This window comes from Ferrithrix thermotolerans DSM 19514, from assembly GCF_900128965.1.
Classification (GTDB): domain Bacteria; phylum Actinomycetota; class Acidimicrobiia; order Acidimicrobiales; family Acidimicrobiaceae; genus Ferrithrix; species Ferrithrix thermotolerans.
The window spans coordinates 1-26,167 of sequence record NZ_FQUL01000032.1 but is presented as its reverse complement, the minus strand read 5'-3'; the positions used below and the strand labels follow the sequence as shown (position 1 = coordinate 26,167).

Here is a 26,167-nt window from a genome sequence, read left to right as displayed (position 1 = left end):
GCTGCTTCCCATCCTCCCGAGCACCTCCTCGGTTAGACTGCCCTCAGCTTCGCTGGGATGCTGCGACACCCCAGAGGCGGTGTCCTTTCATCACCGCAGGAATCCATGGCGCCTCATGGCGCACCTTGACTAGATGAAATGGATCGGCCACCAAGATAGCATTGGGTAACGTCTCTCGAAAGACCGCCCTATAGGAACCAGCCAGGTCACAGGTTCCCCACTTGACCCTGTCTCGCCAGTCCTTGGGTTGACTGGCTATCCAATTCTTTGGCTTCTTTGTATCCTTATCAGGGACAACGTCAAGGAGCGTCGCATCCTCAGTATCTAAGATGGTGGTGCACCAGTTCTGGTTGTGATAGGGCCCTTTACGATAAAACAGGGTCTCATCAAGACCAAGTGCGTTGACATAGCCATAACGACTTGGATCCTCGACGAGGGGAGCCCCATAGGCTAGAACCGCATCGTTGATCCATATGCCAATCACAATCGAGTTCTTGGGCTACTGAGGAGACCGATCGTCCATCTTGACCAACCACTTATGTTGCCCACCTACTGGCCCTATCGGTGAGCTTAAGTCTTGGGGCTGCGATGCTTGAGTCCTGGTCACTAAAGGACCCTCCGCCACAGTGGGGATCGGCACAAACCCAGCGGCGTTTGTGCCAGATGAGCCTCACCCTACGGCCAAAGCTTTGTAGGTCATAGAGCTCTACCAGGGAGGTTCCCTTAGCGTACGTTTTGCCATCACAGAGAGGGCACCTCGGCCGTTCACCTCGACACTCGATGTGGACTCAAAAGGGTGCCTTTTCGCCCTCATCAGCTGGATCTTCAACCCCAAGTAAATTAACATCACTGAGACCGAGCAGAATCTCGGCAATTCGGATAGGATTTTCCTCCACAGGGGCCCTCCAGGTTTTGAGTTGTAACTAACCCCATTCTGGCAGAACCCCTGTGCCTCTCTCAAGTTCACCCCTGGTGCGTGGCTACACCTGACTAAATTCCCCACTCAAATCCGAAGTCCCCTTTTAACAACCCGTAATGATCCCACCGCCTGAGTGTCTTCATGGACACACTAAGGACTTGCGCGGTCTCACTGATGGTCAACATATTTCCCGTTGTGACCACCTATAGCACATATGTCAAAGAATACGTTCACTGTAAGAACCCTCTCCGTTACCGCAGTCGTCGTAGAACAAAGCTTGTTTGAACTCCTTTGGGGCCTTTTGGGATACATAGCAAAAGGGCTGCGGGTGGGTTCGTCAGGGGTTCATCTGGTGAAGATGAGACGGAGTCACATCATCATGCAACTTTCCAAGGAGTATAAATGATGCGCAAATCTCTAGCTGAGCGGTCGTCGATAGTCGAGCGACTGCGTTAGCTGTCGTGGCTCCTTTCCTACATTCAGGATTGTGTTTTTCTGGGTGGTCATGTGTGGCGAAGATCTCTGCTCAAAGAGACAGATCAAGCTGGCTATGGTGAGCTGGACACTTTAGCGTAACTGACCGAGCCTGTATGCTCTGATGAAAGGATAATGCTGTTGGTAAGTTGGTACTTGGACGAAGTTTGGTGGGATTAGGGTTATGACAGATCAGATCAAAGTCGAAGGACTTGACCGACCGGTTGAGATCTTTAGAGACAACTACGGTGTTCCCCACATCTTTGCCGAGGACCTAAATGACGCTTTTTTTGCAATGGGATACGCCTGTGCCTTTGATCGACTTTTTCAAATGGACTACGATCGGCGTAGAGCAGAGGGTCGCCTTGGCGAGGTCTTTGGGTCAAAGCTTCGCTCCTCCGATGTCCTTTCCAAGAGACTGCAGCTCCGTCGTAGTGCCGAGAGAGACTATGAGAAGCTCTCTGATTCGACTCGAAGCATCTTTGACTGCTACAGCCTTGGGGTCAACCAAGCGTTAGCGCAAGGTGCCAGCTCGGCTGAGTTTGAACTGGTTGGCTTTGAGATGGAACCTTGGGAACCGTGGCACTCGATAGCGATCTTTAAGATTCGCCACATCCTTATGGGTATGTGGCAACACAAACTTGCAAATACCATACTCCTCCAAAGAGCCGGAGCTGACAGGGTTGCGCAACTTAGAGACGCAACTGTATTGGGATCGCCACTTACGGTTCCGCCCCTTTCCCGCCTTCAACTAGACTTCGAGGGTGCTGCACGGAATATCCGAGAGGTGTCTAAGTTTCTTGGATTTATGAGTGAGGTCGAGCCAGGGTCTAACGCATGGGTTCTCTCTCAATCTTCAACAGACAAAGGCATAGGTGCGGTACTTTGTAACGACTCCCATCGAGCCCTAGACGTCCCAAATGTGTACTGGCAGGCGCACATTAGCTGCGATGAGTTTGACGTCTTTGGAGCAACCTTTGCGGGGTTTCCTGGATTTCCACACTTTGGAGTGACCAGGGATGTTGCGTGGGCAATTACACACGGGGGGGCTGACACTCAGGATCTTTACATTGAGCAACTTGAGGACGGACTGACTCCGCTTTATCGGACTCCAAAGGGCATGCGACCTCTACAACATGAAAGGGAGACTCTCAGCTATCGAGATGGATCCAGCGAAGTAATAGACGTCTACGGCCATGACGATCTACGTTTGGTCCACGGGTCCCCGGAAGATGGATGGGGAATCAGCCTAAGATGGACCGGTGCAGAACCCTATGCCTACGAAGGCTTCGAGGTTCTGATTCCCATGCTTCGCTCTAAGGGTGTAGATGAGTTGCTCGACTCCCAGACGTCATGGGTGGATCCCATTCAAAACTTTGTGGCGGCTGACAAAGACGGTAGTATCGGCTACATTGCCAGAGGTAGAGCTCCACTGGCAACAAGAAGGGGGTTTGGATACCCTGGACTTAGCTGGGACGATAGCTATAGCTGGAAAGCTGTGGTGCCGGCATCTCAAATGCCGAGAATGACAGATCCTCAAGCCGGATTTATTATGACGGCGAACAACGTCATCCAAGATGGAGACTCGCCATACATATCCTTCTCCTTTGCCGATCCTTTCAGGGCGGAAAGGCTACGCCAACGCCTCATGGAACTCAAGCCATACTCGCTAGAGGACATGGATCGTCTGCAGGCGGACGTTACCTCGTTTGCAGCGGTCAGATGGGCTGAGGTTCTTTTAAACCTTGATCCTCTTGACTCTGAAGAAGCCGAGAGAGCTAGGGTTATGTTATCTAAATGGAACGGAGAACTGACCGTAGATTCCAGCGAAGCGCTTCTTTATGGATGTTTTCGCCGGGGTCTCGCAGAGGTGCTTTACGCGCCAACCCTGGGCGAAGAGCTTTGGAGCTTTATGGTGAAGGGCGAGCTAGGTGCGACCTCAACCCTTATTCGACGTTGGCTGGCGAACGACATATGGGATCTTCTTGGAGGCGAAAGACCTGGCGGATACGGTAAGGGAGTGGTAGAAGCCGCCAAGATGCGGGTTTTGAAGATTCTACCTCAAGCACTTGAGATGGCGTACTACGATGCTACGGCGATGGCCGGATCCGATCCAACCGCCTGGAGATGGGGTGATCACCACTATGTAGAGGCTCAACACCCTCTTGCTCTTATGGGAGTTGCAAAGGAAGTCGACTATGACTTTCCAAAGGTGGAGATGGGTGGGGACTCCGATACTATTCAGGCAGCGAGCTATGGATGGGAGAGAAGAACCCCTTTTAGGGTTACCGGGCTCTCAGTTTTCAGACAGATCGTTGACATGGGGGATCCGTCCTCTTTGACCTCCGTGGTGCCTGGTGGAGCCTCTGGGGATGCAAACTCTCAGCACTTCTTCGATCAGCTTGCTGCTTGGGGAGTAAACAAGAGGGTTGTAAAGGCGTCTGATAAAAAATCACTTATCGAAGCTGGTGCTGATAGAACGACGCTTGTACCTTCTTTAGGGTAGAGCCCTATATCCCTGATGCAACCGCTTTCCCATACGTTGGATAGGTTAGTTGATACGCGCTTTGGCATCAACTGTAGCCAAGAGCTCGCACGCTTGTAGATGAGGTCTGACCCTGACCAAGCCTATTGGTGTCTAGTGAGCGCAGCTTTGATCTGCGTAGAGCGACAACGTAGGTGCTTAGTAGTGCAACTGAGAGCATAACGCTTAGGATCCCGACCGTGCTAGCTACGGGAGTTAGGAGCAGAGATCCAACTGTAATTCCAATAAGAGAGGCAAACGTCCGCCTCCGGCGCCGGTAGCAGAGAGGACTGACTCGTGAAGGGTGGTGATTATGGCTGAAGGTTGCAGCCGAGGTTACTTCCTGGGTTTTGGTAAGGGTGAACGAGAAGTTTATGCTTGTCCTTGTGCATTGCTTCTCAAGTACATGGAGCTGGTCAGCAAAGCGTGCAACAGACGAGACCTGCTGCTGTGTGCGCCACCTATTGATAGCAGGCACGACAACTACGGTCACCCAAGCAAAGACAATAAGTAGTAAGGCCAACTTCGAGATCATAGAATTACATCCTCGTAATTACAAGTACTACACTTAGAGTATCACAAAGACAGCCAAGAGTGGCAAAGGTGTAAGAAATATTTCCAATGAGGGTTGCTAGGGGCCTCTAGAAGCTTGCTGTGAATTGGCCCCCACCGTGTCTAGTCAGGGGGACAGGAATGGTTACATTTTTGCAGTTCTGGCCCTCTTGTGGGTTCCTAACGGTGATGAGCTAGGTGATGATGTTCGCCTCCTCTCCTCTGGTGGACTCCTTGGGTACCGGGTTGGTATCCAAGGAGTCCATCGTCTCATGCTGGGGCCACCTCCCACCCTCCATGGGGGATCGATTGTACGTTCAGTTTGGCTAGGCGAGCAAGATTGGCTGCTCCGGCGAGGAGGCTAAAGTCATTTCCAACTCGTAGTAGGCCACGCATCCTCGCTCGTCTCCCACCGTGCTTGCGCCGCATGAGGTGAGCGAACTTACGCTCGACCTTGGGTCTCGTTGCTCGGTAGTCATCTTTCCATGTCGCATCCATCTGTTCAGTACGTGCTTTGGTCAGTGCGGCCTCATGTGCTCCAATACGGATCTTTCTCCCGATCTTCGAGGTGGTACACCGTTGGGCTAACGAACAGCTCTGACAGTGGGGATCGAATTTGGCGACTCCATCACCGCCACCAAGGTAGTGGATCTTAGCCTCGATCTTGTTTGGGCAACGAACCGTCCCGGCCTCGAGGTTGATGGTAAAGCTATCCTTGGTAAAGAGTCCCTGCTTTGCGCTTGGTGGCTGGGTCTTGCACTTTGAGTCGATGTGAGCTGTTCTGAGGCGGGCTTGGAACTGACCGGTTCCATAGGCACCATCGCCATAGACACAACCTTGCTGCGCTGTGGGTCCACGATGTGCTTGGTCCTCATTACTTGTCAACAGGTCTTCGATCAGCTCTTCGGCCACACTCGCATCCCCGGCGTTACCGGCGGTCACGACCGTCTTGGTGATGATCTCTGACTCTGGGTCAAGTGCGATGTGGCCTTTGTAACCGTCAAAGCTATGAGAGGAGGTCTTGTGTCCATGGCGGGCCTCGGGATCTACCACCGAGATCACCCGATCCTTGGCCACCTTTCGCACGATGCGAAAGACCCCATCGCCATCTTGTTCAAGGTCCTGGCCCACAACCGTTCCAAGCAGGCGGGCAGCTTCGCTGACGACCTCGCAAAGCTTTTGACCCTCAAGGGCCATGAGGCAGGCATGGGCATCCTTGGCCCTTGAGTCGATGAGCTTGGTTCGAGCCTCCTGGTCATCCCAGTCAAGCTGTGGCTTTGCTGAACTCATGTAGTCATCGCCACTGGTCATGACGCTGGCAAGTAGATCCCTAAGGGGTCTATCTGCGACCTTGAGCAGGCCACGGATAGCAGAACGTATCAAGGTGATGGTGTCCATCGTGGCCACCGCGTCATAGAGGGGTGTGGAATCAAGTACCCGCCTGTGGCCGATGAGCCCGGCCTCACGTGCTGTGGCAAGCGAGATCTCAAAGACTCGGTCAGGCCGATCGGATCTACGAAGACGCTCCCGAAAGTCAACGAGTACGGTGTGATAGAAGACTGGCCAAGTTGAGACATCGTAGCTGCCGACTCCAGCTGCCTAACGCCAGCGGGCATCGAAAGCGTAACGCTCTGTTGCCTCACGGTCTGAACACCCCTCTAACCGCTGGAGTACCATGACGGTTGCGATCACCGATGGGGGAACCGAGGCCCGTCCCCTCCCAGAGAAGAGATCAGCGAAGGCCTCGTCAGGGAAGAGCCGGCTCCGCTCGCGATGAAGGAACGAATAGATGGAGTCCTTTGCCAGTGTCTGTTCACAGAACTGGCTCATGTCATCAAAGAACTTCGACTGCGAATCCGCTAGACCAAGGGACAATGCTCACTCCTCACATGGGCTTTACTACCTCAATTCTAGCCTATGACCAGGTGTTTTGCAAGTTATGAAGGGCAACAATCCCTCAACAGGGAAACGACGACACAGGCCAACTCGTGGGACCAACTGGGCTATGGCGCCAGACAGGGACCATGTCGTAGGGGCCCATACTCCTGTACGGTGTTGACTAACTCACAGCCATACCCTGGCGGGTTCCCGTTAGCGAGAAAGACAGCAATCTTCTAGAAGCCTTGGTCGATACTGTCCTCGTAACCGGGACGCTTCCAGTGGCCGGAGCGACCGCCGACCTTCTCCCAAAGGGCGATCTCTCCTATAACCATGGCTCTGTCAAACGACTTGCACATGTCATAGATAGTTAGAGCGGCTACGGAGCAGGCGGTGAGCGCCTCCATCTCCACTCCAGTTCTATCGACTGTCTCAACCTGAGACTCGACTTGTACGTAGTCGTCACCGATCATAAAGTTGATATACACCGACCCCACAAGCAAGGGATGGCACAGTGGAATAAGGTCTGAGGTGCGCTTGGCTGCTTGTATACCTGCTATGCGAGCAGCTCCTAGTACGTCGCCTTTGGTAATTGCGTTGTTGGCCACCTTTGCCGTGGTCTCCGGCTGCATAAACACCTTGCACCTAGCTACTGCTCTGCGGTGACTTGGATCTTTTGGGGTGACATCGACCATGCGGGCTCTGCCCAAGGGGTCGAGGTGTGTTAGGGCGGCATCTGACATGATAAATACTTTAGATCAGATTTTATGAAAATCCGTAGGAAACTACTCTATAGATCTTCTAGCTAGCCACCTATTTGGCTCATCGACCTTTTTGGTCTAATAAAGTTGACGTTTCCGATCTGGTGTCCAGCCCATTTACTCTTAGCCGAGTGCTCTACTACCCTTGCGATCTCATCGTCGCTAGCCCCGGATCTCAAGAGTCCTCGAAGGTCCTGTTCTTCAATTGCAAAAAGACAGTTTCTCAACTTACCGTCCGCCGTAAGGCGCATTCTGTCGCACGCGTCACAAAAGGGCATAGTTACCGAGGCGATGACTCCGAACTCGCCGCTTTGATCGTCAAAGATAAATCTTCTTGCTGGATCAGAGCCAGAACTGACTAGGTGAGCTGGGTATACAGAAGTGATCTTGTCGATGATCTCACGGGCTGGCACTACCATGTCCAAGTCCCAAGTCTCGTCGCCATCAAGTGGCATGAACTCTATGAAGCGGGGAGTTGCGCCGTGCTGCTTTGCAAAGGCTACTAGGTCTACTAACTCGTCGTCGTTTACGCCACGCATTACAACGGTGTTGATCTTGAGTGGAACGAGTCCTGCACCAGCTGCAGCTTCTACTCCGCTTAGCACGTTTGTAAGTTGATCTCTCTTTGTTAGGTCGATAAATCTCTCACGAGACAGGGTATCTAGGGATATATTTATACGGGTTAGACCTGCGGCTTTCAGTTCACGTGCCATTAGGCGAAGGGTAGCTCCATTTGTAGTTAGAGATATATCCAACTGTTTACCCGACGGTCTTTTTATTTGTGAGAGTTTTTCAACCAACAGGGGTAGCTGTGCACGAACGGTCGGCTCGCCTCCAGTTAGACGTACACTTTCAAAGTCGTATCTCTGGACCAGTACTTTAACCACCCGCTCGATCTCCTCGAAGCTTAGCAGTTCGGGACGTTCCAGCCACGTCATTCCCTCTTCGGGCATACAGTAAGAACAACGGAAGTTGCAGCGATCGGTAATAGAGATTCTCAGATCCTTTACCGTTCTGTTGTGTCCGTCTATAAGGGGTGCTACAGGGTGCTGTATTTGCTCCATAGCTTCAAGCCTAGGTGATACGGTTGCTTCGACGTCTGAACACATCTCTAACCAGCCTGTTCAAGTGGAATTATGGGAAGTCTTTCGCCAGCTTCAAATATTTCCCCTTCAGGAACTACTAAGAGACAGTTCGAGGACGCCATCTGCGAAAGCATATGAGACATCTGTCCAGCCTTTATCGAGACTCTAAGCTCGCCGTCTACGCTGTGGTAGCTGGCTCGCAGGAAATGCACCTTGCCGTCTCTATTTCTCCTGATCTCATCTACTAAGGTCGCCTTTAGAAGTGGCCGAAACGGTTGGGGGCTACCCATCATCTTTAGAATTGCAGGTCTAGCAAAAAGCTCAAAACTTACTAGTGCGCTTACGGGGTTGCCAGGTAGGCCAAACAGCGGGGTCCCCTCTATAAGCCCGAATGCGAATGGCTTAGCTGGTTTTATCGCCACCTGCATCCATCTCATCTCGCCGCCAGAGAGATCTTTTAGAACCTGTTTGGTTAGGTCAAAGTCACCGACACTAACTCCACCGGAGGTTACGATAGCGTCGTAGTTAGAAGCTGCCTCTTTGAATGCGGTTTCTAGAGCCTCCTTATCGTCAGGTACTATGCCCAAGTCGTAGGCCTCAAAGCCACTACCGGTTATCGCACTCAAAAGAGCAGGCCTGTTGGAGTCCCGAATCATTGCGCGTCTTAGGGGTTCCGCTGACTCGGTTAGCTCGCTTCCCGTAGATATTACAGCTACCTTGGCCCTGGGGAAGACTGGTACCTTCTTATATCCTAAAGAGGCTAGGACGCCGATAGCTGCCGGTGTGATCTTTGTGCCTGCAAGTAAAACAACCTGACCTTCCTCTACGTCGCTTCCTGCCTCACGTACGCTGTCACCAGGCCTTACCTCTTTGTAGACCAGCACATTTCCCTCAACCTCAGGGTCAGGGGAGGTGTCTTCGACCATGATCACCGAGTCAGCGTCTGCTGGGATGGGAGCACCTGTCATAATGCGTGCGCTTTGCATGGATCCGAGCTGGGGGTCGATGTTGTCGCCAGCTGCAATGGTGGCAACGACCTCCAACGATACAGGCGAGTCTTTAGATGCGCCTAAAGTGTCTGTGCTCCTAAGGGCGTATCCGTCTGAAGCCGTGTTACGAAAGGGGGGTATGTTCTCAGGACTAGTTACATCCTGGGCAAGAGTTAGTCCGAGTGCGTCTCGAATGTTTATAGCGATTGGATTCGCTTTGGTTATCCTCTCAAGCACATAGCTCTGTGCGGTCTCTAGCGGTATGAGAGTTTCCTTGTAAGTCATATCTTATAAACTTACACCTTTTTATAAGGAGATGAGACATCAGGGACGATCCCTCTGGGGCTCAATGTGGTGCTTTATGCAAAATCTGGTTATAGCCGGATGAGGAGCCCTGAGTCAAGCTGGGCCTACTGAGGGTTTTTCTGTTTGATACCTTTTTCAGTATAGCGTTCATTCAAGGCTCCTGCCGCATCGAGACTGCTGACTTGCGGATCGAAGAACGTCTCTTCGTGGTATATCTGCTTTAGGATCTTGCGCATGGCGTCTCCAAGATCTTCTCGCTTTAGTGCGATCTCGATAGTGGCTCGAAGATAATCAGCCTTGTTTCCAACGTCGTAGCGCCTTGTGTTTAGTACGTATCCGATCACCTCTTGACGCTCTAAAAGGCTACCGATAGCGTCTGTAAGTTGGATCTCCCCGTTCTTGCCCGGTGTGAGTTTCTCTAATGAGTCGAAGATCTCAGGGGTAAATATGTAACGACCCATGATAGCAAAGCACGACGGCGCCTCTTCCGGAGCGGGTTTTTCTACTACAGATCTGATGCTGTAAAGATTCTCAGAGATTGGATTTACCCCAACTGCTCCGTAGCTTGAGATCTCCGACTGAGCTACCTCCATTAGTGCTACTACCGAGCGGCCGTACTTTGAGAACACCGACAGCATTTCGTTGAGGGTTTTAGATCCCTCATCCATGATGTCGTCAGCCAGCATGACAGCAAAGGGCTTGGAGTTGACGTGGCGTTTGGCAGCTAAGACGGCATGGCCAAGTCCCAAGGGTTCCCCCTGTCTCAGGTAGTGGATCTCCCCAAGTTGGGCGATCGATCTCACCTCTGCCAGATCTTCGGCCTTGCCAGATTTCTCGAGGTAGTACTCGAGCTCAAAGGAGCGGTCAAAGTGATCTTCGATACTTCTTTTTCCTCGCCCTGTGATTATCAAGATGTCGGTAAGGCCAGCTCCTACGGCTTCTTCAACGACGTACTGTATCGCAGGTTTGTCGACGAGAGGCAACATCTCTTTTGGTTGAGCTTTGGTGGCGGGTAGAAATCGGGTGCCTAGTCCCGCAGCGGGTATGACTACCTTGTTTATCTTTGCAGGCATAGCTGACAAGTTAGCATGTAAAGCTTTGAAATGTCGCCTTTGCAAGCGATATTTTGTGGTTCTTGACAGAGGATTAATTGTTTTGTAACCGCCGATCAGATTCATAGTCTCTGTGGCTAACCTAGGTGTAAAGCGCTAGAATTAGCACTCACATATAAAGAGTGCTAAAAGTGTTGAGTATCTGGAGAGGTAATATGCCTACCTATGAGTATGTGTGCAAAGAGTGCGGTCATAAATTCGAGACGGTGCAGTCGTTTCATGATGAGGCTCTCACCGACTGTCCAAAGTGTGACGGACCGCTTAGAAAGGTTTTCGGGAACATCGCTATCACCTTCAAGGGATCAGGATTCTATAAGACCGACTCACGGTCTTCTTCCTCTACGACTAGTTCAACGACGGCCTCTACCTCATCGGAGTCCGGGTCGTCAACTTCAGCTACAGAGGCGACTTCAACTGCACCGGCGTCGACCTCTAACTCTACGGACGCTGCCTAGCCGAGCTTAGGAACTTGGGACGATCCTTGCCTTCCATGGTCTTGGGGGATCGAAGTGACTGTGGCTTAGTCGACAGGCTGGATCCATGAGAGCTTTGCGGAGATCCGAAGCCGATAGTGGCAGAAGGGGTAAAGTTGTGTAAGAGGATCCCAAGGCTTGAGGAACATGTGCGTCAGATGATGAGGAGAAAGAGACTCCTGCGCCGAGAAGCAGTTGTCTTTCGTCGTGAGAAAGGGTTAGCTGGGGTAGTTTGGAGTTTCCCAGCTCTACTATATCCAAGAGTCCCTTTTCTGCGAGAGCTACGACCGATTCAAACGCCATTGACGTGCGTCTTTGGTCGTTGGGGTGAGGAATATAGGTCAAGCCACCTTGCTCCCTTATCCTGCGCGCAGCCTCCACGCCTGTGAGGCCCGGAGGAACTCGCTCATGGATATATAGACCGATCATCTCGCCCTCTTTGACCCTAAACTCTTGACCCACTACGACGCATTCACCGAGACGTTCTTGTAGTAGCTGTGCTCCTTTTATCGTCAGATGATCGGTGACGGCGATAAGGGCTAGCTCAGAGGCAGAAAAGGCGTTGCAGAACTCCTCTAAGGTGGTTGAAGAGTCGCCAGAGTACATCGTATGGGTATGGAGATCGGCCCGAAACAGCGTCTATCCTTTCACGTCTCTACGGTTGATCGCTCTTAGGTTGGCACCTGACTGTAATTTATTTTCCTGACAAACTCATCTCAGATATCACAACTGTGTTTCCTGCGGCGATTGATGGGTAGAACTTGGTATCCGAACCTACCTCTACAATTCCCAGCAGCATCCTTTGAAGTGTTGAAGAGATGGTAACACCCTTTACCGCCTCAGCTAACGAGCCGTTGCGGATTAGAACTCCTTCAGCTCCGACTGAGAAGTCCCCTGAGACTTGGTTGACGCCAGAGTGAACTCCTGAGATACTTTGAATCACAACACCATCCTCAAGGCCTTCTATAATTGATGACGCGTCTTTGGGTCCTGGAGCCAAAAAGACTGCGCGAGCGGAAGGAGTTGGCGCTCCTGAACCTGATCTGGTAGCGTTGGCCGTCGAGCTCCTCCCAACACGATTTGCGCTGTAACTGTCGTACAGATAGCCCTTTAACACTCCATCTTCGATGAGGACGTTCTGTCTCGATGCGAGGCCTTCGGCATCTGTGGAGGACGCAGATTGAAACCTTGAGTCGGTAGGATCATCGATCACTGTAACCAGGCTTGAGGCCACTTGTTCTCCGTCTCTTCCTAAAAATATGGATCTGTTGCGCTGTATCGCATCCGCGGATAGCCCGGCTGTAGCTACGGCTAAAAAGGTGGCTGCAACGCGAGGTTCAAACACGACAGTAAGTGAGCGTGACTTCACTGGCTTTGCTCCAAGCAGTCTGACAGCCCTGTAGATAGCGTCTTGAGCAGCCTCTTCAAGGGATAAGTCTCTCAGCTTGCGCGAAGCGCTATATCCATAACCGGTGTGAGTGTCTTCTCCGCTTCTTGCTACCGTCATCGCAGAGGCGATAGCGTAGCTTCTTTCGCTATGTCTTAGGATCCCGGTGGTAGAAGCGACTAGGGATTCGCCAACGTAGTCGCTGTAAGATGACGAGGGCACCTCGACTATTCGGCTGTCCGACTCCAAGGTCAGTTTCTCGAGTTCTAAAGCCAGGGCGATCTTTTCGCTCACCGGAGTCTGTGATACCTCGGGGTCGGTCAGGTCCAGCTCCACATAGGGGTGACCGTCAGGTTTTGCTAATATGGCATGGGGATCGAACGAAGCGTAGCTACAGTTCTCTCTGGCGCTTTTTACGCAGCTCTCAACCAGCTTTTGATCGAGGCTACCTAACGTTGAATAACCTACTCGTCCATCGCGTAAGACTCTTACAGTCACCCCTTCTTCTGTGGACTGCGTAAGAGACTCTATCTCGCCCTTATATACCACCACCTCTGTTGAAGTAGATCTGCCAAGCACTACCTCTATCTCCTCGCCCTCTGAAGCAGATGCGATAATTGCCTTGGCGATATCTTCAAGCTCTTTGTGGTTAGGCATTGGCGGTACCTCCTAACGTGATCGACGCTACCCTCAAAGTTGGTTGACCCGTGCCGACCGGTACCGACTGTCCATTCTTACCGCAGGTTCCTGGTGTCATATCGAAGTCGTTTCCAACCATGTCGATCTCTGCGAGTATCTCGGGTCCGTTCCCTATCAACTGTGTGTCCCGAATCGGAGCTGTAATACGGCCGTTCTCTATGAGATAAGCTTCCTGTGTGCCGAAAACGAAGTCTCCGGTCGCAGTATTTACCTGCCCGCCACTTAGGCGAGCAACGTAGATTCCATTTTCTGTGTTCGCCACTATCTCCTCTGGGTCGCTATCTCCCGGGAGCAAGTAGGTGTTCGTCATCCTAACCATAGGTAGATGTTGATAGCTTTGACGACGCCCGTTGCCAGATGACTTACGGTTGAAGAACTTGGCAGAGTTGGAGTCCCACATGTAGTCTTCCAGAACTCCGTCTTTTATAAGAACGTTCCTTCGACCAGCCTCACCCTCGTCGTCATAGGCAAAACTGCCCCAGGTCTTCTCTACGGTGCCGTCGTCTACCAGCGTGACGAGGGGGCTTGCGACTTTTTGCCCAAGTCTGTTTGCGTAGACAGAGGTGTTCTTTTTTATGTGGTCCGCCTCTAGTCCGTGCCCACAGGCCTCATGGAACAAAATGCCTCCAGAGCCTCGCTTGATCACTACGGGCAGTCTTCCTGATGGAGCAGGCATAGCCAGTAATTTTCTTACCGCTCTCTCTGTGGCTTCCTTCGCAAGAGCTTCGAAGTCCATCATCTCTAAGAACTGGTCGAAATCAATACTGTAGCCGACCGGTTCATACCCACTTTGCAGGCCAGTATCCCCCTTTGCCACAGTTCTAATTGCCGCGCGAGATCGAAATGTGCTTTGTTCGACGGAGAGTCCGTCCGAGTTGAAAAGTGCGATGTGCCTAGCGCTGATACTCATCTGCGAGGCAACCTGACTTATAGAAGCGTCATAGGACCTTGCTACTTCGTCCATAAGAAGCAGTTTCTCTACGGCTTTGGACTTGAAGTAGGAAGGATCATACCTTGCCTCTGGGACCGAGCTCACCCGATCTTTGAGAGGTACCGTTGTGCGTGAGCCAACTTGGCCACTCTTTGAGACCGATCGGGCCGTTTCGGCTGCCTTAATGAGTCCCGATTCCGTCAGGTTTGTTGTGTGGGCGAAACCTGTTGTGTCTCCAAAGACAACCCGTACCCCAGCTCCTCTTGAGATGTAGTCCGAGGCTTGTTCTACCAAACTTTCCTCCATGGAGATCGAGCTCGAAAAGCTATCTTCCACGAAGATTTCGGCGAAGTCTGCGCCCGTGCTTTGTGCATGACGGAGTACTTTTTCTGCTAACTCTTTATTCAGCACCTTCTGCCCCTTAAACAACTGCGTTGACCTAGAATTTACCTTGCACTTAAAAAATTGAGGCATAGCGGATCGAATATTGAGTGCTTTGGTTGTCGGTTGGAAGCGCTAAGTTGAAGCGATAGTCTCAACTGGTGGAGGCGATGTGCTGGACAAGTTGAAAAGTCTCTGGCCTAAGTTCAGATACGTGCTATCGCTACTACTGCTCGCCTGGCTTTTTCAGCGTGTGCACTGGACGGAGATCGTCCCGAAAAAGCCAGGAATGTTCAATCTCTTAGTCCTTGCTGTAATTATAGGTGTCGCTGCGGTTTTACTCTCGATACTTAGGTGGCAACGAGTTCTAGTCGCCTTGGGCAAACCAACTCGTCTAAGCGTATTGGCGCGATACTACTTTGCGGCCATGTTTGTCTCTAACTTTGTGCCTTCTACAGTCGGTGGTGATTTGGTGAGGGTTACCTGGTTGAGAAGGCGGTCTGGTCTAGGGGACGCTGTGGCTTCGGTGGTACTTGAACGCCTTACCGGATGGATAGTACTCCCCTTTATAACCCTCGGGGGACTCTTGGCCAACCCTCAGCTACTACGTCTTGGATCCTCTTCCCGTCTCGTTGTTGCAACCGCTATGGTAACGCTATTGGCGTTAGTGGTGGTAGTGGGCCTTGCCACGATCTTGGAGCCAAAGTCCCTAGAAATAAGGGGTGGCATCTTCGCAGTCGTTGATGCGACTCGCTACGGGATTAAGCGTCTGACTACCAACCCAAAAGGAGTGATTGAGGTACTGTCGGTCAGCTTTGCCTATCAGTTGACTATGGTGATCTCTGCCCTAGCCGTGGCCGATGCCCTCGGGCTTGGTCTGCCCCTGACTGCGATGTTGGTGTTTGTACCTGCCGTGGCGATATTACAGGTGGTGCCCCTAACTATCGGCGGTTTAGGGCTTAGAGAGGGTGCGTTCGTTCTCTTTTTGCATCCGCTCGGCGTGTCTACCTCACAGGCGGTCGCTTTGGGACTTTTGATCTATATCGTGAACGTAGCAGTATCTTTGATAGGAGTTCCAGCCTTCGCAATGGGTGCAGATGGTCAGTCAGTCTCAGTTAGTTCGGAATAGTTGAGGCTTGAGTTGTTGTTAATGGTGTAAAGAGGTTTGACGCCTCGGAGGTTTGGAGTTCCTTTGTCAGATGTAGATTCTTTATCCAGCAGTTCAGAGCTGACGGTGGGCGACGAGATACCAAGGTCCCTCGACAAGATTGCGTCTCTGGTAGACCAACGTATTCAGGATCTCTTTGAGTACGAAACCTTGAGGTGGTCTTCTCTAGATGAATCTTTTACTCGGCCTCTCACGGACTTGATGAACTTTGCGTTAGCGGGCGGTAAGCGGCTTCGACCAGCCTTTTGTTACTGGGCTTACGTTGCGACGGGAGGCGAGGATCCAGAGATGAACGTTCTGGATGCCGCAGCAGCTTTAGAGTTGCTCCACTGTTTTGCGCTTATTCACGACGATGTTATGGATGACTCGCCCTTTAGGCGAGGGTCAGCGTCTATTCACTCTCAATACAGCACTTACCATCAGGGGCTTGAGCTCTCGGGAGATCCACAGCGTTTTGGTGATGCGGTAGCGATATTGATAGGTGATCTTGCGTTTGTCTATGCGGACCGGCTTCTTGAAGCGGCGCCCCTGAAGGCTCGGCAGATATTCTCGGAGCTTCGTCTCGAGGTAAACTTCGGGCAGTACCTTGACGTGGTGGGTACGGCTAGACGATCTTACGATGCAGAGTTTGCCGCTAAGGTGGCTATTTACAAATCAGGCAAGTACACCGTCGAGCGCCCCTTGCACCTCGGTGCAGCGCTGGCGGGTGCAAAGGACTCGGACTACTCCCATCTCTCTCTATTTGGAATCCCCCTAGGGGAGGCGTTCCAACTTAGAGACGATGTGCTCGGGATCTTTGGAGAGTCGGATAAGACAGGTAAGCCTGTGGGGGACGATCTTCGGGAAGGTAAGCCAACTCTTTTATATGCGCTTGCTCACGACAGAGCCAACGAACGAGAGAGGGAGCTCTTAGACGAGCTTTTCGGTCGAGAGAACCTTGATGCCAAAGAGGTGGAGACGTTGCAGGAGGTCTTTGTTGCGACCGGTTCGTTGGCTTTGGTGGAGAACCGAATCGAAGAGCTGACGGAGCTAGCTATTACAGAACTGCGTCTTGGCGGCTTCGACCCGATAGCGACGAAAGAACTTGAAAGCCTTGCTGAGTACATAGGAAGGCGAAGGAGCTGATACGGTTGAAGGTTGTGGTTATAGGCGCAGGTCTGGCCGGTCTCTCGGCCGCCTGCCACCTGGTGGGGGCCGGGCACGAGGTGACGGTTTTAGAACAGGGTTCTGATGCGGGAGGCAGAGCCTCTTATCTCGCTCAGGACGGGTTCATACTAGATAATGGTCCCACAGTCTTGACCATGACCTCTCTTGTGGACCAAGCTCTAAGAGCCGCAGGATCGTCCCTGGCTGCGCATCTTGATCTAGTTGAGCTAAAGCCCGCATATCGGGCGTTTTACAGTGACGGTAATCGGTTTGACGGAGACGGAGTCCTCGAGGTTCATTCCTCAAAGGAGGAGATGGTCGAGGAGATTAGAAGCAAGTGCTCCGCAAAGGACGCAGATAGCTACATAAAGTTTACCTCTTACCTCAAAAAGCTCTATGAAGTGGAGTTCCCGAACTTTATCGACGCGCAGATGGACTCCGTTGTCTCACTGTTGTCATCCCCTAAAGCAGCCGCCTCTCTGTTGGCGCTGAACGCCTTCACCTCTCTTGACAAGGTAGTGCGCAGGTACTTTGATGACGATCGGCTTGTGAAGCTCTTTTCTTTTCAGGCTCTATATGCAGGTCTTTCCCCACTAAAGGCCAGAGCCATCTATGCCATCATAACCTATATGGACTCCGTAGAGGGTGTCTACTATCCCATAGGAGGCATGAACCAGATATCAAAGGCTCTTAGAGACGCAGCTATAGATGCCGGGGCCAAATTTGAGTTCAACTTCAAAGTGGAGTCTATGAAGTACGGCAGTGGCAATAAGACCAATCGCAAGATTGAGTCGGTCAGAAGTTCAGATGGGACTATCGTACAAGCAGACGCCGTTATTGTAACAGCGGAACTCGCACAGGCATATGATACTTTTCTGTCTGATTTAAGGGCCCCTCGAGTGTTGTCGGTGGGTGAGTACTCGCCGTCTGCGTATCTCCATCTTCTCGGCGTGAAGGGTACTCCTGACCTATTTGCCCATCATAACATTTTTTTCGGGAAGCAATGGAAAAAGTCCTTTGATTCATTACTTAAATCGGGTCAGCGAATGGAAGATCCGTCGCTCCTTGTCTCCTTGCCAACGGCAACGGATCGATCACTGGCGCCAGAAGGTCACTCTGTGTTGTATTTTCTAGAGCCGGTCCCCAACCTTGATGCTCCCATCGACTGGACTAAAGAACGAGTTGCGGCACAGTCAGATACGGTAAGGAGGCTGATGGAGTTCGGCTTCATATCAAATGAGAGCGACATAGTCACAGAGAAGATCTACGATCCTATCGACTGGCTAAATATGGGGATGAGTAAAGGCACGCCATTTGCTCTTTCACATCGCTTCTTTCAAAGTGGTCCTTTTCGTCCTAAGAACTTTTCGAAAGAGGTTGAGAATTTGTTCTTCGCTGGATCCACAACGACTCCTGGTGTTGGGGTGCCGATGGTACTGACCTCCGGGCGTCTAGCAGCTGAGAGAGTGGGGGCGAGGTAGAGGGCTTTGGGAGACGAAAGAGAGTTAGAGCTCTCCTATAAGCGGTGCAAGGAGCTGAACAAGCGGTTCGGCAAAACTTATTATTACTCCACTCTCATCTTGCCTCGGGCTAAACGGCCTCACGTCCACGCTCTGTATGGTTTTTGTAGGTATGTAGATGATATCGTAGACGAGCTCGGTCCTGTACCGACATCCACCCGTATTTCCGCAGTTGATGAGTTTGAAGATAGATTTTTTGCAGATCTCGAAGCCGGACACTCCAAAGACGAAGTGCTTGCAGCGGTTGTAGATACGGTAAGGCGTTTTGACATACCCACTGAATTCTTTAAACGGTTCATGAACTCAATGAAGATGGACTTTGTTAAGGCCAGATATCAGAGTTTGGACGAGCTGATTGAGTATATGGACGGATCGGCTGCTGTGATCGGCGAGATGATGTTACCGGTCCTCGATCCCTCAGATATTAAAGCGGCGACGAAGGCGGCCCGAGACCTCGGCTTTGCGTTTCAACTAACTAACTTTATTAGGGATGTCTCTGAAGATCTAGACCGAGGACGAATCTATCTTCCCTTTAAAGATCTAGAGCGATTTGATGCTCTTTCGGACTTTGAGAGCAAAAGGGCAACTCCAAAGGTCAAAGAGTTTTTGAGATACGAGATTTCAACGGCCCGCTCTTTTTACCGGGCCTCGATTGAGGGCGACCGCTACTTGAGGGGGAGTGCCCTTCAATGCATTAGAGCGGCGCGGGTTCTATATGGACGCATTCTCGATAAGGTAGAGTTACTCGACTACGATGTATTTTCTGCCCGAGCTCAAGTCGGGGCCCTGGAGAAAGCTTGGGTCGTAGGGGTTAGTACCTTGAGCCGCAAATAACCTCTCAGCCTTAGACCTTATGCTCTTTGGAACGATCGGTATTAACATGCCGTATGGCTCGCCGTTGAACATGTGATGAAGTATGTGAGCCTGCTTTAGTGGTTCAAGAAGTGAGATCCGTCCAACCTTGAAAAAGCGGCCGTGAATGTACACGTCGTGAACGAAGCTGTAGGCCAAGCCATAAACCGTTACTCCTACTCCAGTGGGTATTAGGTATCTCAGGCCGTGAACTTGTGTACCGGCAAGGAAAGCCCCCATTGTAATTACGGCGAAGAACAATGGGAATAGATCATTTAGTTCTACTACCGTCTCTCTAGGGCGATGGTGAGATGCGTGAAGGGTCCATCCGACGCCGTGCATCACGTGTTTGTGAGCTAAGTAGGTAAGCGGCTCCATCAACAGGAATGATAGGACTATGATAAGTGCGTAGTTCATCTAACTACCTCCTAAATCTATTGTAGTTGGCTCCTGGAAGTATTTTTCTCTTTGGTTTCTTCTCGTCTTCCAATGTAAGCCCAAAGCGCCAGGGTCAGAAGTACGATGGAGAAGCCATAGACAAAGTCCTCAATAGGAGTAGAGAAAAAGACTCGTACCCCGAGGAAGTGCGAGGGATTGTAGATTACGATTGGCGCAGACAGCTTCGTTAGCCAACCGTCTACAAATATCTGGAAGAAGTCTACGATCACAAGGGAGACCCAGAACTTTGCGGTCGTCACCAACTTGGTCTTCAATATCCACAGATCGACTGCGATGCTCATAAGCATTGAGATAAGGGCGCCAAAGGTGTAGGCGTGGATCAATTATCTGTACCCTTTCTCTTACCCATTATGTTTCCGACCGCCTCATAGGTGAGGAGAGCGCAGATCGGGATCACGATGAAGAAGGTAAGCTCTTCGATGGGAAGCCTTCCAGGAAGCAAAATGCCGGTGGTGTATCTCTTTGAGTAGTGCCACCAAGAGTCTGCAATCGAGATCACGTCAAACACGGAGAACACTAAGGCAACGGGAAGAACGCTTAGTATCAACTTAATCGGCTGGCGATAGACCTTGGCTTTGAAAAATATCTCTAAAGGTGCTGTCGCAACGAGACATAGAGCCATGACAATAAGGTACTGAAGATGAGTATCAGAGAACAAATGACCTCATTTCTATTTACTTTGCACACCTAAAGCTTAGGAGCAGAACCGATCATCTGGACCTTGGGCGATGCTCGGAATCCGAGCCTAAATTGAGTGGCTCTTTATGTGTCGCTCCTTTACCCGTTGCAGTGAAGCACATTTAGGTATTTTCATCGCTAAGGTATGGCTATGGTCTTTGGAGTCGATAGCAGAGCGGTTCGCAAGAGCAGTAGGGTCTCGAGTGGACGTGACATCGGATCTCCTATGTGCTTTTTGGGGACACCTAGATAGAGGGAAGGACACCGGCGATACTCTCCGAGGATCAAACTAGCGACAAAAAACTACGCATTGCGTTTTTGGTGTACAGGGGTAATCCCCACTCCGGCGGACAAGGCGTCTACACCAAATATCTCACCAGAGAGCTTGCGCTTATGGGTCATAGAGTCGAGGTGTTCTCAGGACCGCCGTATCCAGAGGTAGACAGGGATGTTGGGCTTCATAGACTTCCCTCTCTCGATCTCTATCGAGAACCCGACCCCTTCAGGGTTCCTAAACTCAGTGAGTTCAAGGACGTCTTCGATATCGGTGAGTTTCTTCTTATGGCTACCGGCGCGTTTCCCGAGCCACGGAGCTTTGGTTGGCGTCTTCGACGAGAGCTCTATCCAAGCCTAGGGCAATTCGATGTAGTTCACGATAACCAGTCGCTTTCGTGGTCGGTCCTGAGGATGCAGCAAGCAGGTGTGCCTGTGGTGGCGTCCATTCATCATCCAATAACCGTGGATCGCAGACTCTCTTTAGAGTATGCAGAGTCGTTGAAACAGAGACTAGGGCTGCTTAGGTTCTATGGATTTGTACGTATGCAATGTTTGGTAGCCGCCAGGTTAAGGCACGTCCTTACTGTCTCAAACGCATCTGCCAGGGACATAGCGAGAGAGATGGGAGTAGACCTAAGACGCATGGCAGTTGGACCGGTCGGTGTCGACATGGATGTCTTTAGACCACTTCCACTTGACAAAGAGCAAGGTCTGGTGGTGACTACTGCATCTGCGGACGTACCGTTAAAGGGACTTAGGTACCTTATCGAAGCGGTCGCCATTTTGCGTTCGACAGGTTCGTTGAAAGATCTTCATCTTGTGGTGATGGGTCCGACAAAGCAAGAGTCACCGGTGCAGAGACTCGTCCAGAGACTTGGGCTCGGGGATCGTATTCGCTTTGTTGGCAAGGTTTCAACTACCGAGATGGTTCAATACTATTCAAAGTGCCAGGTAGCTGTTGTGCCCTCCCTATATGAGGGGTTCTCGCTTCCATCGATTGAGGCGATGGCTTGCGGGGCGCCTCTAGTAGTGACAGACGGCGGTGCATTGCCTGAAGTGGTTGACTCCGAGGGGTCTGAGAGCGCTCTAGTGGTGAGAGCGGGAGACGCAGAGGCGTTGGCCCAGGCGATCGGCAGGTTGCTCGATAATCCAGAGATCGGCGTCAAACTTTCCAAAAACGCCCTGATTCACGTCAGGAACAACTATAGCTGGCGAAGGTCGGCAGAAAGTGCACTCCAGATGTATCAAAGGGCCATCGAGGAGGCACGTTGACACGCAAGACTCTTCTTAGATTTACAGCTGTCTTTCAAAATTTGAGGCGCATCGATGGAGACTTAATTTGGAGACTATAGATGTTGCTGCCATGGGCGTGGCGAAAGAAGGTTTGGTCTTAGACCTAGGTGCAGGAGGTGGCAGGCACGCTCTTAGAGCCGCTGAACTCGGTTATAAGGCATTCGCACTAGATCTCTCCCCGGATGGCCTTTTGGAGATGAAGAGCTGGATCGAATCGGCATCTCAGGGCTCACTCATGGTGTCGTCGATAGTTGCGGACGGTACAAGCCTTCCCTTCAAAGATGAAACCTTTGACGCTGTGATCTGCTCTGAAGTCCTTGAACATCTCGAAAATCCCAAAGATGTGTTGGCGGAGGTGGCGAGAGTGGTAAAGCCGGGAGGCAAAGTCGGCCTTAGTGTGCCGAGAACTTACCCAGAGGCCATCTGCTGGCTTATCTCAAAGGAGTACCACAGCGCAAAGGGGGGGCATATCAGGATCTTTACCCGCTCAGCTCTTCACCGTTTGACCAAAGAGTCCGGGCTGAAGCTACAGGGAACCTCATACACCCATGCCCTCCACTCTTTGTACTGGTGGCTGAAGTGCTTAGTAGGGGTTGACGAGCGAGATCTATGGGTGGTCAGAGCTTACGAAAGGATGTTGCTTAGACAGATGAGCAACCGAAGCGGAATTCTAAATCAAATCGACAAAAAAGCAGGCGTGCTGTTCGGCAAAAGCGTGGTTATCTATGCAAGGAGATGAGGCGACGCCAGGTATCTGTGAAACCAAAAGTCAAATGCGTTTTCTCAACGGCACTGAACGTGACTTGACTCTGGACTTTGTGAGCAAAGAGCAGTTGGATAACGGCTTTATTCCATGGACAGCTGACAGCTTTGGCGATCCATGGAACCATAGCGAGGCGGTTATAGCGCTGATCTTAGGCGGACGTTATGAGGAAGCCTATAAAGGTCTAGTGTGGCTCCTTTCTTCACAAAACCATGATGGATCGCTCTGTCAGTTCTACATGGCGTCGGGGGTGAAGGAGCCACGGCGGGATTTGAACTGCTGTGCTTATCCATTTCTTGCTCTCTTGCTTGGCGTTAGAGCAGGTGTTCTCGATCCTTTGGAACCCCGACTAAAAGCGTTTATCAAAGCTTCGGCCAGGTATATCCTTAGCTACCAATACGGTGACGGTGGTTTCCCGTGGGCTGTGGATCCTGATGGAAAGATGTATCATGGGCGACTGTTGAGTGCCTCATCTTCCATGGTCACCTCACTTCGAGCTGGCGTCTTGCTCGGGGAGATGTTAGACGAAGATCTCTACGAACTGGAGTCAGCTGCAAAGTCTCTTGCGTCATTGATTAAAGAAAGCAGCCCTGAGGGCTTTCTGGACAAACAAGCTTGGGCTATGGACTGGTACTATCCGATACTGGCCGTGGGGTCGGAGCTCAAAGACCTTGATTTCAAGGTGGAACACCTCTTTGAACGGCACCTTGAAAGAGGACTTGGCATATGTTGCCTAAGCACCAGTCGCTGGGTCACCACGGCAGAGACGGCAGAGTTCGCCATGGCACTTTCGTTGATTGGTCGTTCTGAGGAGGCTGTCGAGATTCTGACTGGAACCTTTGCGCTTAGAAGGCCCGATGGATCTTACTTTACCGGCGTCACTATTCCGGGCCTAACCTCCTTCCCACATGAAGAATGTAGCACCTACTCAGCTGCGGCGGTTGTTATAGCTGATGCTGTAATCTCTGCGGAGGGCAATGATCTGCTCAGCGCCCTAATGAATGCAGTAAGCGACGCCTCATTGCGATGAGCTATTTCAGTTCCAAGTTGCCTCCAGTCAAGTCTTTGTGACTTGGAAGCGAAGAGCGATGTAGCGGAGGCGGTTACTTATAAAGGCAATACAGAGATCAAAGGGTTGTCTGAAGAAGTTTTGTAAGATCTGTCCGTAGTTCGTTAGCTGATGCGCCTAAATGCGGCAAGTGAACCTACCTGTCCAAGAGCTGTGAACGATTCTAAGTGCGATAGAGCAACTGCGATCTCATAGGGTGGGCGTCCCCCCAACGAGGGATCTTCGAATACATCGTGTATCGCAAGAACGCCACCGATCTGGACCTTGTCAGCCCAATTGATGTAGTCTTTCCAAGCCTGCAAAGCCGAGTGCCCACCGTCGATAAAGAGAAATGCAGCGCTTTGATTCTGGTATAGCCTCGAGAAGGCGCTTGAATCCGAAATTACTGTGATTACGTAATCCGACAGTTTGGAGAGTCTAAGAGCTTCGCGAAAGATGGGTAGCGTGTCCAGCTTGTTGCTCTGAGGGTCGTATAGTCGATTGTCGAAGTATGGAAATGGTGGGTAGTTCTCCTCGGAACCTTGGTGATGATCGATAGTTACTACATGGCTGTCTCGCTTCATTGCCGCCAGCGCTAAATAAAGTGTTGACTTGCCACAGTAGGTGCCTATCTCGATAGCCTTGCTTGTCGGACTAAGTGGGCTTGTAAGGGAGAGTTGGTGGAGGTATCTACCCTCCTCTTTTGGCATGAATCCTGGAGTTGTGTCGATGATACGCTGTATCTTTGGTGGAATCTCGTACTCGTCTGACGGGTTGAATGCCATGAGCTAACCTTAGCAGCATACGCTAAAGAGATAGGATTGCTGAAAGGTCACGGCTTGAGTCAGGCACGCTCTAACCTTCTGCCGCTTTGGCCTTTTGGTCGACACAACCTACCAAGATCGGTCTTATTGTCCTAGTCGTCCAATGTTCCCTCGAAACACCTGACTTCTTGGGCGATACCAGGGCAGCGATAACTTGATATGAGTCTGATCGTGCCTCAAGATTGGTGTTTCGCTTACTTAGACGAAGAGAGGAAGAGGCGTTTGGTAGGATGCCTAGATGGTTGCGGACACAGGTAGCAGTACCTAGAAGAAGGTTCAAACTAACACGGCAACAAGGCTTGGAAGTTATTGAAACCTAAGGACCGGCGTAGATGGCTAAGTTCCAAGGAGGACTATTTGGTGTTCGAAAAACACAGAAGACTTGAGGAAGAGAAAAGATATCAAACAGAACTCGAGGCGTAGGAGGTGGGATAATGAGGTTCGGAGCTTGCTCGAACTGATAAGCCAAGGTCATCTTTTGCCTGTTAGCTAAGTTATGCTCAAGGAAAACGAGGGAGGTGTCGCAGCAGTCTTTGGAACTCATCCTCTGCAAGAGGTACGAGAAAAGGGCCATTTAGGGGAGGTGCAAGTTCTGGAATGCGATCCTTGTTGGCTTTGTTAGGGGTCATTCGGTTAGGTTCAGGATCGGTGCAAACACAGGACACCACGTCTAGGACCAGCCAGACCCAGAGGCAGTCGATACTGGAAGGCTAGTTGCTACCGAGCAACCTATCTTATTCATTGGGGCGAGTAGAACCATAAAGTGCCCATTGTCCAAACTCCTGCTGATATCGGTGGAAGACGGCGTACTCACCTCAAGTGTTTCTAATCGTCAGAGATCAACGACCGTTAGTGTGGGGAGAAGTCCTGGGGACGGGTTATTGGAGCGTATCAACATAGCACGTGCGTTCTACAACAAGTACGCGTTGGCGGAAAAAGAGGCTCCTAAAGAAGCTCTCCACTAACTCGACTTGTCTCAGTTATCCCATCTACTGGCGGGATAGCCTCGAGCAGAAGCAGGCATATGGCCTAGCGGCTCTATTTGGAGCTAGGACCGAAGTCGTTGAATTTGGAGGGTTCTACGCCATCTAGATCACAGTCGAGATCGGGTCGCTCCAAGGCTAGAGACGATACTTCAAGCAGCTATCCTCATGGTTGCCGAATATTCGATCCGCCTTAGAGCTTCGACGTGCCGAACAGATCTTGTGATTATGTCTGCTCAGAAAAGTTGTAATCTCGCAGTCTTTTGGTCTTACACAGTATATGTCCTATGAGTAGATCATAACTCAATCTTTCGATAGATCTAGTGTCCCTCCTCAGAAGTTTGCGGAGAAACAATTGGCTCCAGGTATTTCTGCATTGAAGCGAAGATCTCGTCGGCGCTCTTGGTCCAGATGAAGGGCTTAGGGTTCTCGTTCCAGGCCTTGGCCCACTTGGTAATCCCTCTGTTGAGTTCGGTCACACTGTGGTGAACGCTTCGCTTGAGGTACTTGGTGGTCAGGGCTGAGAACCACCTCTCTACCTGATTCATCCAAGAAGAATACGTTGGTGTGAAATGGAACTCAAATCTCAGATGGCGAAGGAGCCAGGTTCTCACCGACTCGGTCTTATGGGATAAGTAGTTGTCTAAAACGACGTGAACTCGTAAGCTCCTTTTGGTACTTGTCGG

General features: G+C 51.2%; 28 protein-coding genes. 11 read left to right on the top strand and 17 right to left on the bottom strand.

Annotated features, from left to right (window positions below; genetic code table 11):
* Window positions 1–43: 43 nt before the first annotated feature.
* Window positions 44–484, bottom strand: coding sequence for a transposase (locus BUA24_RS09320; RefSeq protein ID WP_072791706.1), 441 nt, complete (start codon window positions 482–484; stop codon window positions 44–46).
* 52 nt (window positions 485–536) lie between these two features.
* Window positions 537–782, bottom strand: a complete 246-nt coding sequence (locus BUA24_RS13450) for a transposase family protein (protein WP_143146497.1) — start codon at window positions 780–782, stop codon at window positions 537–539.
* 351 nt (window positions 783–1,133) lie between these two features.
* Between BUA24_RS13450 and BUA24_RS12240 the strand changes: the two genes are divergently transcribed.
* Window positions 1,134–1,325 (top strand): hypothetical protein, encoded by a 192-nt coding sequence (locus tag BUA24_RS12240; protein WP_143146495.1) that lies wholly within the window; start codon window positions 1,134–1,136, stop codon window positions 1,323–1,325.
* Window positions 1,326–1,577: 252 nt separating this feature from the next.
* Window positions 1,578–3,899, top strand: a complete 2,322-nt coding sequence (locus BUA24_RS09310) for a penicillin acylase family protein (protein WP_072791704.1) — start codon at window positions 1,578–1,580, stop codon at window positions 3,897–3,899.
* Between the two features lie 67 nt (window positions 3,900–3,966).
* Here the strand turns inward: BUA24_RS09310 and BUA24_RS09305 are convergent, their stop codons facing one another.
* The 7 genes from BUA24_RS09305 to galU all read right to left on the bottom strand — a co-directional run bounded on the left by BUA24_RS09305 (window position 3,967) and on the right by galU (window position 10,561).
* Window positions 3,967–4,452, bottom strand: a complete 486-nt coding sequence (locus BUA24_RS09305; RefSeq protein ID WP_072791702.1) for a hypothetical protein — start codon at window positions 4,450–4,452, stop codon at window positions 3,967–3,969.
* A gap of 287 nt (window positions 4,453–4,739) precedes the next feature.
* Window positions 4,740–5,867, bottom strand: a complete 1,128-nt coding sequence (locus BUA24_RS09300) for a transposase (protein ID WP_178138783.1) — start codon at window positions 5,865–5,867, stop codon at window positions 4,740–4,742.
* Between the two features lie 201 nt (window positions 5,868–6,068).
* Window positions 6,069–6,344, bottom strand: coding sequence for a transposase (locus BUA24_RS11970; RefSeq protein WP_084660386.1), 276 nt, complete (start codon window positions 6,342–6,344; stop codon window positions 6,069–6,071).
* A gap of 239 nt (window positions 6,345–6,583) precedes the next feature.
* Window positions 6,584–7,090: a cyclic pyranopterin monophosphate synthase MoaC gene (gene moaC / locus BUA24_RS09295; RefSeq protein ID WP_072791699.1), complete on the bottom strand. Its 507-nt coding sequence runs from the start codon at window positions 7,088–7,090 to the stop codon at window positions 6,584–6,586.
* A gap of 62 nt (window positions 7,091–7,152) precedes the next feature.
* A complete protein-coding gene (gene moaA, locus BUA24_RS09290) occupies window positions 7,153–8,172 on the bottom strand; it encodes a GTP 3',8-cyclase MoaA (protein ID WP_072791711.1) in 1,020 nt (339 codons plus the stop codon).
* Between the two features lie 47 nt (window positions 8,173–8,219).
* Window positions 8,220–9,467 (bottom strand): molybdopterin molybdotransferase MoeA, encoded by a 1,248-nt coding sequence (locus BUA24_RS09285; RefSeq protein WP_072791696.1) that lies wholly within the window; start codon window positions 9,465–9,467, stop codon window positions 8,220–8,222.
* A 125-nt stretch (window positions 9,468–9,592) separates the two neighbouring features.
* A complete protein-coding gene (gene galU, locus BUA24_RS09280) occupies window positions 9,593–10,561 on the bottom strand; it encodes a UTP--glucose-1-phosphate uridylyltransferase GalU (protein ID WP_072791694.1) in 969 nt (322 codons plus the stop codon).
* A 173-nt stretch (window positions 10,562–10,734) separates the two neighbouring features.
* On the opposite strand from galU, the gene BUA24_RS09275 reads away from it, so the two are divergent.
* Window positions 10,735–11,055, top strand: coding sequence for an FmdB family zinc ribbon protein (locus tag BUA24_RS09275; RefSeq protein ID WP_245790415.1), 321 nt, complete (start codon window positions 10,735–10,737; stop codon window positions 11,053–11,055).
* Between the two features lie 6 nt (window positions 11,056–11,061).
* On the opposite strand, the gene BUA24_RS09270 is transcribed toward BUA24_RS09275, so the two are convergent.
* Genes BUA24_RS09270 through BUA24_RS09260 form a run of 3 tightly spaced genes read right to left on the bottom strand, consistent with a single transcriptional unit; the run spans window position 11,062 to window position 14,519 of the window.
* Window positions 11,062–11,709, bottom strand: a complete 648-nt coding sequence (locus BUA24_RS09270; RefSeq protein ID WP_272867302.1) for a PHP domain-containing protein — start codon at window positions 11,707–11,709, stop codon at window positions 11,062–11,064.
* 58 nt (window positions 11,710–11,767) lie between these two features.
* Window positions 11,768–13,117 carry a TldD/PmbA family protein gene (locus BUA24_RS09265; RefSeq protein ID WP_072791686.1) on the bottom strand — a complete coding sequence of 450 codons (1,350 nt, stop codon included), beginning with the start codon at window positions 13,115–13,117 and terminating at the stop codon, window positions 11,768–11,770.
* Window positions 13,110–14,519 (bottom strand): TldD/PmbA family protein, encoded by a 1,410-nt coding sequence (locus BUA24_RS09260; RefSeq protein WP_245790413.1) that lies wholly within the window; start codon window positions 14,517–14,519, stop codon window positions 13,110–13,112. Before BUA24_RS09260 ends, BUA24_RS09265 begins: the two co-directional genes overlap by 8 nt.
* 124 nt (window positions 14,520–14,643) lie before the next feature.
* Between BUA24_RS09260 and BUA24_RS09255 the strand changes: the two genes are divergently transcribed.
* The 4 genes from BUA24_RS09255 to BUA24_RS09240 all read left to right on the top strand — a co-directional run bounded on the left by BUA24_RS09255 (window position 14,644) and on the right by BUA24_RS09240 (window position 19,139).
* A complete protein-coding gene (locus BUA24_RS09255) occupies window positions 14,644–15,600 on the top strand; it encodes a lysylphosphatidylglycerol synthase transmembrane domain-containing protein (protein ID WP_072791680.1) in 957 nt (318 codons plus the stop codon).
* A 63-nt stretch (window positions 15,601–15,663) separates the two neighbouring features.
* Window positions 15,664–16,764 (top strand): polyprenyl synthetase family protein, encoded by a 1,101-nt coding sequence (locus BUA24_RS09250; RefSeq protein WP_072791677.1) that lies wholly within the window; start codon window positions 15,664–15,666, stop codon window positions 16,762–16,764.
* A gap of 14 nt (window positions 16,765–16,778) precedes the next feature.
* A complete protein-coding gene (locus BUA24_RS09245; RefSeq protein WP_245790418.1) occupies window positions 16,779–18,266 on the top strand; it encodes a phytoene desaturase family protein in 1,488 nt (495 codons plus the stop codon).
* Window positions 18,267–18,272: 6 nt separating this feature from the next.
* Window positions 18,273–19,139, top strand: coding sequence for a phytoene/squalene synthase family protein (locus BUA24_RS09240; protein ID WP_072791672.1), 867 nt, complete (start codon window positions 18,273–18,275; stop codon window positions 19,137–19,139).
* On the opposite strand, the gene BUA24_RS12235 is transcribed toward BUA24_RS09240, so the two are convergent.
* Genes BUA24_RS12235 through BUA24_RS09230 form a run of 3 tightly spaced genes read right to left on the bottom strand, consistent with a single transcriptional unit; the run spans window position 19,047 to window position 20,274 of the window.
* Window positions 19,047–19,574, bottom strand: a complete 528-nt coding sequence (locus BUA24_RS12235; RefSeq protein WP_143146494.1) for a sterol desaturase family protein — start codon at window positions 19,572–19,574, stop codon at window positions 19,047–19,049. The genes BUA24_RS09240 and BUA24_RS12235 overlap by 93 nt on opposite strands.
* Window positions 19,575–19,591: 17 nt before the next feature.
* Window positions 19,592–19,939: a lycopene cyclase domain-containing protein gene (locus BUA24_RS09235; RefSeq protein ID WP_072791669.1), complete on the bottom strand. Its 348-nt coding sequence runs from the start codon at window positions 19,937–19,939 to the stop codon at window positions 19,592–19,594.
* Complete coding sequence (locus BUA24_RS09230) at window positions 19,936–20,274, bottom strand: lycopene cyclase domain-containing protein (protein ID WP_245790411.1); 339 nt, start codon at window positions 20,272–20,274, stop codon at window positions 19,936–19,938. The genes BUA24_RS09235 and BUA24_RS09230 overlap by 4 nt, the downstream gene beginning before the upstream one ends.
* Window positions 20,275–20,615: 341 nt before the next feature.
* On the opposite strand from BUA24_RS09230, the gene BUA24_RS09225 reads away from it, so the two are divergent.
* The 3 genes from BUA24_RS09225 to BUA24_RS09215 are packed head-to-tail and all read left to right on the top strand — an operon-like array spanning window position 20,616 to window position 23,656.
* On the top strand, window positions 20,616–21,842 hold the full coding sequence (locus BUA24_RS09225) for a glycosyltransferase family 4 protein (protein ID WP_218587459.1): 1,227 nt from the start codon (window positions 20,616–20,618) through the stop codon (window positions 21,840–21,842).
* 19 nt (window positions 21,843–21,861) lie between these two features.
* The gene (locus BUA24_RS09220) at window positions 21,862–22,602 is read left to right on the top strand and encodes a class I SAM-dependent methyltransferase (RefSeq protein WP_072791664.1); all 741 of its coding nucleotides are present in this window, start codon (window positions 21,862–21,864) and stop codon (window positions 22,600–22,602) included.
* Window positions 22,589–23,656: a prenyltransferase/squalene oxidase repeat-containing protein gene (locus tag BUA24_RS09215; RefSeq protein WP_072791661.1), complete on the top strand. Its 1,068-nt coding sequence runs from the start codon at window positions 22,589–22,591 to the stop codon at window positions 23,654–23,656. Before BUA24_RS09220 ends, BUA24_RS09215 begins: the two co-directional genes overlap by 14 nt.
* A 143-nt stretch (window positions 23,657–23,799) precedes the next feature.
* On the opposite strand, the gene BUA24_RS09210 is transcribed toward BUA24_RS09215, so the two are convergent.
* Entirely contained in the window at window positions 23,800–24,459 is a 660-nt protein-coding gene (locus tag BUA24_RS09210; RefSeq protein ID WP_072791658.1) for a class I SAM-dependent methyltransferase, read from the bottom strand.
* Window positions 24,460–25,268: 809 nt separating this feature from the next.
* On the opposite strand from BUA24_RS09210, the gene BUA24_RS09195 reads away from it, so the two are divergent.
* Window positions 25,269–25,463: a hypothetical protein gene (locus BUA24_RS09195; RefSeq protein ID WP_072791649.1), complete on the top strand. Its 195-nt coding sequence runs from the start codon at window positions 25,269–25,271 to the stop codon at window positions 25,461–25,463.
* 338 nt (window positions 25,464–25,801) lie between these two features.
* Here the strand turns inward: BUA24_RS09195 and BUA24_RS09190 are convergent.
* Window positions 25,802–26,167: transposase (locus BUA24_RS09190; RefSeq protein ID WP_178138781.1), on the bottom strand; the 366-nt coding region annotated here is incomplete at its 5' end.